This is a genomic window from Longispora albida DSM 44784 (assembly GCF_000379825.1).
GTDB classification, from domain to species: Bacteria; Actinomycetota; Actinomycetes; order Mycobacteriales; family Micromonosporaceae; genus Longispora; species Longispora albida.
The window spans coordinates 358851-371112 of record NZ_KB903835.1; the positions used below are offsets into that span (position 1 = coordinate 358851).

Here is a 12262-nt window from a genome sequence, read left to right on the forward strand (position 1 = left end):
CAAATTCTAGGGGCCGGCGGGGTGCGCGTGGGTCAACTGAACGAGCTGACTCCCGTCCTTCCGGGTGACCAGCCAGCCCCGGCCGGGTGGCTGGGGTCCTGGCCGGACGGTGCCGAGCAGCGCGCCCTCCTCCCTGTTCCCCGAGAGCACGACGCCGGGGCTGCTCAGCTCGCGCAGCCGCTGGACGACCGGCTCGTACAGGCCCCGGCCAGCCCCGCCGGTACTCCGCGCGAGGATCAGGTGCAGGCCGGTGTCGCGGGCCTGTGGCAGGTAGTCCAGGAGCGGAGCCAGCGGGTTCGGCCCGGCTGTCACCAGGTCGTAGTCGTCGACCAGGACGAAGCACTCCGGGCCGGCCCACCAGCTGCGGTCGCGGTGCTGCTCGGGAGTCAGGTCGTGCGGCGGGAGCCGGTCCTTCATCCCGGCGGCCACCGACTGGATCAGGTGCAGCGTGCTCGCCGCGTTCGTCCCGTACCCGATCAGGTGTTCAGCCTCCACCGCGCCGAGCAGCGAGCGCCGGTAGTCGACCAGGATGATCCGGGCCTCCTGCGGCGAGTACCGGCTGGTGATCGCCTCGGCCATCGCCCGGAGAAACGTGGACTTGCCAGAACCGGAGTCCCCGAATAGCAGGAAGTGCGGCTCGGCGGCGAAGTCGGTGTACACCGGCTGGAGGTCCGACTCGCCCACCCCGAGCGGGATGCGCAGCCCGTCGGCCCGGCCGGTGATCGGCGGCACCGAATCCGGCAGCAGCCGGACGGCAGGCGCGTGCTGGCCGTGCCACGCCGACCTGGCCAGCTCCACGAGCTGCGCGCAGCCCTGGGCCAGGTCCTCGGTACCCTGCTTGCCGTCGATCCGGGGCAGCGCGGCCAGGAAGTGCAGCCCGCCCGGCAGGATGCCCCGGCCCGGGGCCTTGGCCGGTACCGCCGCTGCGGCCCGCCGGTCGACCAGCGAGTCGCCAGGCTCGCCGAGGCGCAGCTCGTAGCGGGCACCGAACAGGTCACGGCTGGCCGGCCGGAAGTCGGCCCAGCGGGCGGCGGTGGCGATCACGTGCACGCCGTACGACAGGCCACGGGCGGCGATGGCGGTGACCGTCGCCTCCAGCTCCTCGTACTCCGAGCGCAGCGCGCCCCACCCGTCGACGACCAGGAACACGTCGGCCCCGCCCTCGGCCCGGAACGCCGTCAGGTCGAGTCCCCGGTCGGCGAAGAGCCGCTCCCGCTCCTGGACCATGCCCAGCACCTCGGCGACCGTGCGGCGGACCGGCTCGGCGTCCCGCCGCCCGGCCACCCCGCCGACATGCGGCAGCCCGCGCACCGAGGCCAGCGAGCCACCACCGAGGTCGAGGCAGTAGAACTGGGCCCGCGCTGGAGTGCTGGTCAACGCCGTCGCGGCGATGAGCGCCCGCACCATAGTGGACTTACCAGACAGCGGGCCGCCGACGATCGCCACGTGCCCGGTCAGGTCAGCGCGGAGCAGGTCGCGGCGCTGCTCGCCCGGCTTGTCGATGATGCCGGCCGGTACGTGCAGCGAGTCGCGCAGCTCGGGGTTGGTGACGGTCAGGCCGCGTTCGCGCTCGGTCACCAGCGGTGCGAGCAGCTGGTCGAGGGTCGGCGGGTCCTCCAGCGGCGGCAGCCACACCTGGTGCGCCAGCGTGCCCCGGCCCTCCATTCTGGACACCAGGACGTCCAGCAGGCTCTCCGACCCGGTCTCCTCCTGCTCTGGCGCGGCCACCGGGGCCACGTACCGGCTGCCGTAGTCCAGTACCTGCGACGCGGCCCGCACAGCCCCCAGGCCGGCGTCGCGCCGGTGCGCCCCCGACACGTACGCCGCCTTGAACTGGGTCAGCGGTTCCGTGCCGTTCCGCAGGTACCCGTGGCCGGGGCTCCGGGGCAGCTCGAAGGCGTCCGGCACGCCGAGGACGATGCGGGACTCGACGGCGGAGAAGGTGCGCAGGCCGATCCGGTACGACAGATGGGTGTCGAGCCCGCGCAGCTTGCCTTCCTCCAGCCGTTGCGAGGCCAGCAGCAGGTGCACGCCGAGCGACCGCCCGACCCGTCCGATCTGGACGAACACGTCGATGAACGTGGGCCGCGCCGTCAGCAGCTCCGAGAACTCGTCACACACGATCAGCAGGCTCGGCAACGGTGCCAGCGGCGCGCCGCCAGCCCGGGCCTTCTCGTACTCCCGCGCGGACGCGAAGTTGCCGGCCGCGCGCAGCAACTCCTGCCTGCGTACCAGCTCGCCCTGCAACGCCTCCGTCATCCGGTCGACCAGGTGCAGCTCGTCGGCGAGGTTCGTGATGACGGCACTGGTGTGCGGGAGCTTGTCCATGCTCGCGAAGGTCGCGCCGCCCTTGAAATCCACGAGGACGAAGTTCAGCGTCTCCGGCGAGTGCCCGGCGGCCAGCCCCAGCACCAGCGTCCGCAGCAACTCCGACTTACCGGAACCCGTCGCGCCGATCAGCAGCCCGTGCGGTCCCATGCCGTCCTGCGCTGGTTCCTTCAGGTCCAGCTCGATCGGCTCCCCGTCGGGGCCCTCGCCGATCGGCACGCGCAGCCGGTCGCGCTCGCCGCGCACGGCCCACCCCGGCACCGGGTCGAACGCGTACGGGTCGCCCAGCTCCATCAGCTCAGCCAGCCCCAGCGCGGACTTCTGCCCGGACGTGGCTGCGGCGAGGCGCAACGGGGAGAGCTGACGGCACAGCGCCTCGTGCTCGGCGAGCCCCAGCGCGTCGGGCTGCCCGATCCACGAGCTGTCCGCCTGCGTCGTGCTGACCAGCTTCTCCGCCGTCACGTCGAACACGATCGTCGTCCGGTCAGGCGTTCGCGGCGGCCGGCTCGACAGGTCCACAATGGTCACCCCGGCGACTCCGCCGTCCGTCATCAGGTGCTGCGAACCGGCCAGGTCGCCGCCGTCCACGATCACGACGAGGTGGGGGCCGGTCGCAGTGCCCTGCCCGAAGCGCGGCCGGTTCGCCAGCACGTCGCCGAGCAGCGACTCCACGCCGGTCGCCGACGGGGCGATCAGCCGGACAGCCCCGAGCGCGTCGGCCCGGGACGGGTGCAGCGCGTGCGGAAGCCACTTCATGTGCTCCCACTCCTGCCGCCGGTTGTTCGCCGCGCAGACGGCGAAACGGACATCCTCCGGGGCCTGCAAAGTGGACAGCTGCGCGATCATCGCCCGGACCCAGTCGAGACTGGCGATCCGCTCGCCCCCCACGTACACCTTGGAAAAAGACCGCAGGGACAGCGCCACCGGAAGGTCGGGAATGACCTGGTACGTGGAGATGAACCGGCGCAGCGCGACCGCCGTCATCGGCTCCAGATCCTCGACAGCCTTGGTCTGCTCGGCGCGCAGCGGCGTGAGCAGTTCCTGCGGCCCGAGCCCCATCCGGACCGTCAGGTAGTCGGCGTCGCCCGGCCGCCGCTCCCACAGCCGGTGGCTGGCGGCCGTCGACCAGAGCGCGGCCGGATCGGGGTGCCGGTGGTGCATGGCGGCCCGCTGCGCGGCGATGCTCCGCCGGACCTTCTTCCGCATCTGCGCCAGGTACCGCATGTAGTCGCGGCGCTGGGCCATCAGTTCGGCCTTCTTCGGCTGCCCGCCCTGCACCGCGAGGCTGGTCGCGAGCATCCCGACCGAGGACAGCCCGAACAGGCCACCCATGATCCACTGGAGGGTGCTGCCGCTGCGGCCGACGAACATGAACGCCATCGCCCCGCTCCCGGCGAGCATCGGCAGCATCATGAGCAGCTGCGTCCAGCCCCGGCCGGTGATCTGCGGCAGCTCCGGCGGCGCGTTGAGCACGATGTCACCGCTGGGCAGCTCGGGTCCGGGCCGGCGGGCCGGCCGCTTCACGACGACGGTACTCACCCGCGCCACGGTAGTGCTGAGCCGCCCGGCACCGGAAGTGGCGCCGGGCGGGACGGTCACCAGATCCGGACGCGGTCGGCCGGGGCGAGGTACAGGTCGTCTCCAGGCTGGACGTCGAACGCCTGGTAGAAGGCATCGATGTTGCGGACCACGCCGTTGCACCGGAACTCGGCCGGCGCGTGGGGGTCGGTGGCCAGCTTCACCAGGGCGTGCTCGTCGCGGTACTTCAGCCGCCACGCCTGCGCCCAGCTGAGGAAGACCCGCTGCAACCCCGTGAAACCGTCCAGTACCGGGCCCTGCGCGCCGCCGAGGGCGATCCGGTACGCCTCCAGGGCGATCGACAGCCCGCCCAGGTCGCCGATGTTCTCGCCGACCGTGAGCGCGCCGTTGACCAGCTGCCCGGGCAGCGCCCGCGGTGAGTACTGGTCGTACTGGGCGATCAGCGCCCCCGTCCGCACGCCGAACTCGGCCCGGTCAGCGTCGGTCCACCAGTCGACCAGGTTGCCCGCGCTGTCGTACTTGGCGCCCTGGTCGTCGAAGGCGTGCCCGATCTCGTGCCCGATGACCGCCCCGATCGCCCCGTAGTTGGCGGCGTCGTCGGCCTCCGGGTCGAAGAACGGTGGCCGCAGGATCGCTGCCGGGAAGGTGATGTCGTTCATGGTGAAGCGGTGGAACGCGTTCACGGTCTGCGGTGTCGTCACCCACTCGTCCCGGTCGACCGGCCGCCCGAGCTTGTTCAGTATCCGGTCGTGTTCGAAGGCCCGCCCGCGCCGGACGTTGCCGATCAGGTCGGCCGGATCCACGGCCAGCGCCGTGTAGTCCCGCCACGTCTGCGGGTACCCGATCTTCAGCGCGATGCTGTCCAGCTTGGCCAGGGCTGCGGTCTTGGTCGCGGCGCCCATCCAGTCCAGCCCGGTGATGCTGCGCCGGTACGCCTCCCTGAGGTTCTCCACCAGGACGGCCATCCGGGCCTTCGACTCCGGCGGGAAGTGCCTGGCCACGAAGAGCTGGCCGGCGGCCTCACCGAGCAGGCTCTCCACGAGGGCGACGCCGCGCTTCCAGCGCCCGGGCAGCTCGGTGGCGCCGCTGAGCCGGTTGCCGTAGAAGGCGAAGTCCTCGTCGACCAGCTCGGCCGTCAGGTACTGCGCCCGGGAACGCACCAAGCGCCAGGTGGCCCACGCCTGCCAGTCCGCCAGCGGCCGGGCAGCCCACAGCTCCGTGAAGGCCGCCACGTAGCCGGGCTGGCGGACGACCAGCTCGGCGAGCCGATCGGCCGCTGGTCCCTGTGTCCCCGCTGCGAACTCGGCGGCCCAGGCCGCCCAGTCGAAACCTGGGTGCTCGGCGACGAGCCGGTCGAAGGTGTACAGGTTGTAGCCGAGTTCGGCGTTCCGGCAGGTGACCACGTCCCAGTGCCCGGCGGCCAGCTCGCGCTCAAGCTCGAACACCCGGGCAGGCGCGGTGGCGTCGAAACCCACACCGGCCAGGGTGAACATCCGTCCGATGTGCTCGACGTACGCCGCCCGGAGGTCAGCGTGCCTGTCCTCGCGGTAGTAGGACTCGTCCGGCAGCCCCAGGCCCGACTGGAAGACGCTGAGCAGGTACCGCTGTGAGTTCTTCGCGTCGGGGAGCACGTAGCAGGTGAGCGCGCCGTCGACCCCGGTCCGGTGGAGCTGGCCGAGCACGGCGGCCAGGGCGCGGCGGTCTGCGGCGTCGCGGATCGCGGCCAGTTCCCCGGCGAGCGGCTCCAGGCCGCTGGCCTCGACCGCCGCTGTGTCCATGAAACTCGCGTACAGGTCGCCGATCTTGCGCTCCGGCGAACCAGGTTCCGCCGCCGAGCCGGCCGCAGCCTCGACCAGCTCACGGACGTCCAGCTCCGCCTGGTCGGCCAGCGCGCGGAACGTGCCGTCGACGGCCCGGTCGGCGGGGATCTCGTGCTCGTCGAGCCAGCGCCCGTTCACGTGGGCGAACAGGTCGTCCTGTGCCCGGACCCCGGGACGCATGTGCCGCAGTTCAATGCCGGATTTCGCAGTCATATGGGAACTCACAAGTCTCACGGTGCTTTGTCTGGGCAAGGAAGCTCATCAAAGCAGGCGCCCTCACCGCCAGGCCAGCCCAGTATGGTGACCGCGTGAGCATGACGGGCCTGGCCAGAGTGACGATCGCGAGCCCGCGACGGCGGATCGACGTGGCGCTGCCCGAGGGATCCCCGGTCGCCGAGCTGCTGCCCCGCATCCTCGCCCACGCTGGTGAGGGCCTGGCCGACGAGGGGGAGACCCACGGCGGCTGGATGCTCCGCCGGGCCGACGGCACACCCCTCACCCCCGGCCGTACCCTCACCGCCCACAACATCCACGACGGCGAAATTCTCTATCTCGTACCCCGCAGGGCACAGTGGCCCGAACTCGACTACGACGACGTGGTCGACGCCATCGCCACCGGAGCGAAGGCCCACGGGCCGGCGTGGAGCGGCCCGGCCACCCGCCGGACAGCCCTCACCATCGCCGGCGTGGCCCTGGCGCTCGGCTGGCTGGCGTTGCTGTTCCCCGTCCCGGGCAGCGGGCGGCTGATCCCTGGCCTCTTCGCCCTCGGTACCGGCCTGGTCCTCGTCGTCACCGGCATCGTCCTCGCCCGGGCGCTCGCCGACGGCCTGGCCGGCGCGACCGTCGCCCTGTACGGCCTCCCGTACGGCTTCCTCGGCGGCCTCACCGTCCTCGCGGACCCGGCATTCACCCCGGCGAACCTGCTCCTGGGCTCGGCGGCCCTGCTGGTCCTCGCCGTCACCGGGTACGCGGGCGTGGCCGACACCCCGCGCTTCTTCGCAGCGGCGATCACCACGGCCCTGTACGGGCTCCTCGGCGGCCTCCTGGCGCTGTGGCTCGGCCCGGCCGGCGCGGCTGCCCTGGTCGCGACAGCCCTCCTGGGCCTGACCGCCGCGTACCCGCTGCTGTCCATGCGCCTCGGCAAGCTCCCCGTACCCGCCGTCACGATCCCCGACGACGGCCTCGCCCCGCTGCCCGACCGCGCCAGGGTCTTCTCCGCCGTAGCCCGCGCCGACGAACTCCTGACCGGCATGCTCCAGGCCACCCTCGTCACCTGGGCGGCCACGGCAGCCATTCTGACCCTCCACGCTGGAGTGCCGGCCGGCATCCTGGTCCTGGTCGTCTCGGCGGCGCTGATCCTCCGGGCCCGGCTCTTCCCGGCCGTCCGGCACCGCCTGCCGCTCCTGGTCTCCGGCGTACTCGGCCTGACAGCCCTGACCCTCACGCTCCTGGCCGCGGCGTCACCCGCCGTCCGCCTCGTGGCGGGCTTCGGCACGCTGCTCGTGCTCGCCGGAGCCGTCCTCACCGCCGGGCTCGTCTACTCCCGCCGGACCCCGTCCCCGTACCTCGGCCGGGCAGCCGACATCCTCGACGTCGTCCTCGTCATCTCGGTCGTCCCGGTCGCCTGCTCCGTCCTCGGGCTGTACTCCCTGCTCCGGGGCCTGGGCGGCTAACCTGCGGACAGGCCCTAGAAGCGGTTCGGGGCGCCGATCAGCTGGCGTTCCACAGCTGTCGTCCCCAGTAGTGCCCAGCGGACCGAGCCCTGGCTGACGACCGTCACCATGTCGGCGCGGATCCGGTGCAGCCAGTCCTGCACGTCGGACAGGCCGAGGGCCGAGGAGGCCAGGGCCGACTCGATCTCGGTGAGCGGCTGGAGCACGACGAGGTGCGCGCGGACCAGCATGTCGATGTCCCAGGCCGTCAGGTCCTCGCGGATGACCAGGGTCGTCCGCCAGTTCGCCGCAGAGGTGTCCGGGAGGTCGCCGACCTGGGGGCCGACGTCGACGATCAGGAGCTGCGGCCGGTTGGCGGTCGGGGCGGGCAGCGCCGAGCCCGGAGTCGCGTACACCAGCAGGTCCGGTGCCCCGGCCCCGTGCGTGAACGGCTGCCACGCCGCCGGGCGGGCCGACATGATGACGACCTGGGCGCCGAGCGCCAGCGCCCGGAAGGCGAGCAGCTGCGCGCACCGCAGCCCGCCGACCAGGACGGCCTTCGTCGGCTCCGGCCGGAAGATCCGGGCGACGACCGGCTGCTTCTGCCGGTTGGTGCCGATCAGGAGCCCGGCCCCGCCCGCGTGGATCTCCAGCGCCCCGAGAGCGGCCGGGCTGGCGAGCTGGGGGTCGAGGGTGCCGAACAGGGTCACGAGAAGAATCCGCTCACTTGAGGAACCCGCCGAAGGGGAGGGTCGCGGCCAGCCCGGCTGCCTGCGAGCCGCCGAGCCGGTCGACGCCGGCCCCGCTCGCCTTCAGGCTGCTGGTCAGGGCGCTGACCGCCCCGCCGAGCAGCGCCGGGGTGGGCGCGGCCAGCCGGATGCCCATCTCGACGGCGACCAGCTCTGGCTCGGCGTCGCCACCCGGCAGGTCGGCCGGGCGGACGTCGACGCGCCGGGCGGCCAGTGACACGGTCGTCGCCATGCCCGGTGCGGCCAGGGCGGTGGTGAGGACGTGCTTGCCGGCCTCGGTACGCGGGTCGGGCCACTTGTGCAGGCTGAGCGTGGTCTGCGCGGTCTCACCGCTCCACCACGCGCCCCACGTCTCGTACCCGATCGGCCCGGGGCTCGCCGCGCTCACGCTGGCCACGCCGACGGAGCCGACGGCTGCGGACCCGCGTACCGGATGGCTCCCCGGCGGCAGGTGGGCGAGCAGGCCGACGGCCGCGAGGACCTCTTCCCTGTCCAGGGTCCTGGCGAGCACCTGGTCCTGGTGGAGCCGGCGGCCGAGGCGGCGGGCGGCGCTGCCGAGCGCCTGGCGCAGGTCGGCGTCGGAGTGCGTGGTGCCTTCGCGGCCGAGGCGGATCGCGATCCACGCCCGGCGGGAGGCCGGGATGAGCCCCTCGGTGAGCTGCCGGTACGAGGTGGCGGCCGCCCCGCCCCCGACGGTCAGCGCCGGTGCTGGCGAGGCCTGGATCAGGAGCTGGAGGGTGAGCGGCGGCGAGTTCGGGTCGGCGGGCGGGAGCAGCGTCGCCGGGTTCGGCAGGCGGGTCGTGGCCTCCGAGACGAGGCCGGCGTCCATCGGGCCGAGTTCGAGCAGTGCCGTCACGCCTGCCGCGTGCTCGACGACGCCGACGCCCTGCCCGTCGACCTCCACGCTCGTCACCAGCGTCGCCGGGGCGAGGAAGTCGAGAAGCGCCGAACGCGGGTCGACGTACGGCGCGGGCTGCGCGATCTTGTTCCGCATCGTGTAGCTGATCCGGGCCGCGAGGTACTGGTAGAGCCACTTGCGCTGGAGCCGCACCGCCGTGAGCAGGAAGACGATCAGCGCGAGCAGCCCTGCGACGGCCAGCGGGACGATGCCCTGGCCCATCGCTGCGAGCACCCCGGCGATCGCGAGCTGCCAGGCCAGCAGGTGCACGGCGGGAATGCCGAACAGCACACCCGGCTTCCGTGGCGGCCTGGGCGGCATCGCCGCGGGACCGGCACCCGGTCGCGGCCCGCCGTACGCGGCAGCTGACCCGTACACCGTGGCGGAACTCGTCGGACCGACCGCCCCTGCGGCACCGTACACACCACCGGGCCGGGCAGGAGGCGAGGACACGGACGCCTGACCATGCACGCTCGTCACGCTGCAACCCCCCTTCTCTCGGCCGGCCCCATGCTATTCGAGCCGTGCCAGGGGTGTCGATCTGCCGAGGTAAGTCATAGCCTGAGCGGATGTCGGAGCGGCGCGACCAGTTGCAGTCGTACCAGTTCGTGATGCAGCGGGTCGTGTCGGCGCTGGTCATGCGGGAGACCGATCCGGTCCGCTCGCCGTTTCGCCGTGCGGCTGGCGCGATGCTGGCCAGCGTGATGGTGGCGATCATCGCCCTCGCCGGGGTCGCGCTGTTCGGTGTGATCTCGCCCGGCGGTAACACGTCCTGGAAGAACGAGGGCGCGATTGTTATCGAAAAGGAGACAGGTGCCCGCTATGTCTATCTCGGCGGGAAGCTGCACCCGGTAGCCAACTACGCCTCCGCGCTCCTGCTCGCCAAGTCGGCCAGCGCCAAGCCGGTGTCCGTCGCCCGCGCCTCGATCAGCGGCGTGACCCGGGGCAGGCCGCTCGGCATCCCCGGCGCACCCGACTCGCTGCCTTCCGCCAGGAACGTCAGCACGTCTGCCTGGTCACTGTGCTCACGCCAGCTCCAGGACACTGCCGGTGCCACGAAAACAGAATCCATTGTGTACGTGGGCCGCGAAGCCACCCAGGCCAAGCCGCTGGCGGACAACGCGCTGATCGCGAAGAGCGCCTCCGGCGTCACGTACCTCGTCTGGCACGGCCACCGGTACGCCATCCGGGACGCCCAGCTCATCCTCCCGGCCCTCGGCTTCAGTGAAGCCCCCGCCGGCCTGGCCCCGGCCTGGCTCAACGCGCTGCCGTCCGGTGCCGACCTCGCCCGCATCGCCGTACCGGCACGCGGCACGCCCAGCAAGCTCCCGAACGTCAGGACCGGCCAGGTCGTGCTGATCGAGACCCAGGGCGGCGAGCGCCAGTACCACGTGGCGCTGGCCGACGGGCTGGCCGCGATCACCCAGGTGCAGGCCGACATCCTGCTCGGCGACCCGGAAACCCCGGCGGCCCAGCAGGGCGCGCTGCGGATGAGCCCGGCCGAGTACGCGACCTCGCCGCGTGCCGGCTCCCTCATCCCCGAGGCCGGCCCGGCCGCCCCGCCAGCCACGACACCGAAGTCCACCCGGCCGGCGCGCGCCGACGCGGCCATCTGTGCCACGTACCGCGACGCTTCCGGCTCCCCGGAGATCACCCTCGACGCGACAGCCCAGGTACCCGACGCCACCCCCGCCACCGGCGGCTCCACCAGGGACGGCGCGCTCCTCGCGGACCGGATCATCGTCGAACCAGGCTCCGGAGCCCTGGTCAGCGCCCTGCCCTCGCCGACAGCCCCGGCCGGCAGCCTCGCGATCGTCACCGACCTCGGCGTCCGCTACCCGATCCCGGCCCCGGACGTCCAGAAGATGCTCGGCTACGCCACCACGACCCCGCTCCGCCTCCCGGCAGCCCTCGTCGCCCTGATCCCGGCCGGCCCACCCCTCGACCCGGCAACCGCCCTGACCCCAGTGCTACTTAACTAGCATTACGCCGATCCAGTGATACCAAACCAGGGGTTAGGTATCATAGGACTACTGTGCTGTGATACTTAGGGGCAGTTAAGTATCATAACTTCCGGCCAATGGAAGGTAAGTAGCATTGCGAGTCGAGGATTTCACCCCTGATAGGCGGAAACACGTAGTTCTCGCGGAGCGCGGCTACCGGGCGTTCGTCCCACCGCCACTGACGCCCGAGATCCAGATCGACTACGAGCTGATGGTCAGGCTGTCCTCTGCCGACCGGGCACTGGGGGAGCTGGCGGGCCTCGGCCGAGGGCTGCCGAACCCGCATCTGCTGTCTCGCGCCCTGGCCCGCCGCGAGGCCGTGCTGTCCAGCCGGATCGAAGGAACGCAGGCCTCGCTGTCAGAGCTGGCGATGTTCGAAGTGGATCGCCCGCCGGGACATGACTACGACGACGTACGCGAGGTGTACAACTACCTCGACGCGATGGATCACGTACTCGATCCGGGCCGCCGGTTGCCGTTGAGCCTTTCCCTGCTGAGGGAGGCACACAGCATCCTGTTGACCGGCGTTCGGGGCGGCTACGCGACGCCTGGGGAGTTCCGGCGGTCCCAGAACTGGATCGGGCCTGCCGGGGCGGTCATCGACACCGCGCCATACGTGCCGCCTCCACCGGAACAGATGTGGGAATGCCTCGACGCCTTCGAGAAGCACATGCATGCCGAGCATCGCCTCCCTCCGCTGCTCACGATCGCGGCACTGCACTATCAGTTCGAAGCGATTCACCCCTTCGTCGACGGCAACGGGAGAGTCGGGCGTCTTCTGGTCGTGCTGCTCCTGATCGAGTGGGGCCTGCTCCCCGGTCCGCTGCTGGACCTCTCCGCATACATCGAACCCCGGCGAGACCGCTACTACGACGGCCTGCTCCGAGTGTCCACGGAAGGGGACTGGACGGGCTGGTTCGCGTTCTTCCTCGAGGTCATCGAGCAGCAGGCGCGGGACGCGGGCGCCCGGGCAAGGCGTCTCCACCTCCTGCGGGACGAGCTGCGCGGGCAAGTCGCCACCGCGAAATCCAGTGGCCTGCTGGCGATCCTGGTGGACTCGCTGTTCGAGGTGCCGGCTGTGACGATCAACCGGGCCAAAGACGTGCTGGGTGTGTCCCACCGTGCCGCGTCCATGAACATCGCCAAGCTCACCGAGGCCGGCATCCTCCGCGAACTGCCCAGCCGGGGCCGGACGCGGCTGTTCGTCGCGCCAGCCATCATCGCCACGGTCGAGGGCAGCGAATAAATTCTGGGATCGCGTACAACCCGGGGG

General features: G+C 71.9%; 7 protein-coding genes. 3 read left to right on the forward strand and 4 right to left on the reverse strand.

From position 1 onward, the window contains the following. Window positions 1–6: 6 nt before the first annotated feature. A complete protein-coding gene (locus A3G1_RS0125030) occupies window positions 7–3867 on the reverse strand; it encodes a type VII secretion protein EccC (protein ID WP_026212489.1) in 3861 nt (1286 codons plus the stop codon). Window positions 3868–3923: 56 nt separating this feature from the next. Further along, entirely contained in the window at window positions 3924–5867 is a 1944-nt protein-coding gene (locus tag A3G1_RS0125035) for a M13 family metallopeptidase (RefSeq protein WP_018352243.1), read from the reverse strand. Between the two features lie 134 nt (window positions 5868–6001). Here A3G1_RS0125035 and eccD point away from each other — a divergent pair, with 134 nt between their 5' ends. Then, window positions 6002–7360 (forward strand): type VII secretion integral membrane protein EccD, encoded by a 1359-nt coding sequence (eccD, locus tag A3G1_RS0125040; RefSeq protein WP_026212491.1) that lies wholly within the window; start codon window positions 6002–6004, stop codon window positions 7358–7360. A gap of 14 nt (window positions 7361–7374) precedes the next feature. On the opposite strand, the gene A3G1_RS0125045 is transcribed toward eccD, so the two are convergent. Together A3G1_RS0125045 and eccE are read right to left on the reverse strand one after the other, a co-directional pair. Next, window positions 7375–8049 carry a hypothetical protein gene (locus A3G1_RS0125045; protein ID WP_026212492.1) on the reverse strand — a complete coding sequence of 225 codons (675 nt, stop codon included), beginning with the start codon at window positions 8047–8049 and terminating at the stop codon, window positions 7375–7377. Between the two features lie 13 nt (window positions 8050–8062). Continuing rightward, complete coding sequence (gene eccE, locus A3G1_RS0125050) at window positions 8063–9466, reverse strand: type VII secretion protein EccE (RefSeq protein ID WP_157641379.1); 1404 nt, start codon at window positions 9464–9466, stop codon at window positions 8063–8065. Window positions 9467–9555: 89 nt separating this feature from the next. On the opposite strand from eccE, the gene eccB reads away from it, so the two are divergent. Together eccB and A3G1_RS0125060 are read left to right on the forward strand one after the other, a co-directional pair. Beyond that, on the forward strand, window positions 9556–10968 hold the full coding sequence (gene eccB, locus A3G1_RS0125055) for a type VII secretion protein EccB (RefSeq protein WP_018352245.1): 1413 nt from the start codon (window positions 9556–9558) through the stop codon (window positions 10966–10968). A 115-nt stretch (window positions 10969–11083) separates the two neighbouring features. Continuing rightward, complete coding sequence (locus A3G1_RS0125060) at window positions 11084–12235, forward strand: Fic family protein (protein WP_018352246.1); 1152 nt, start codon at window positions 11084–11086, stop codon at window positions 12233–12235. The last annotated feature ends 27 nt before the right edge of the window (window positions 12236–12262 follow it).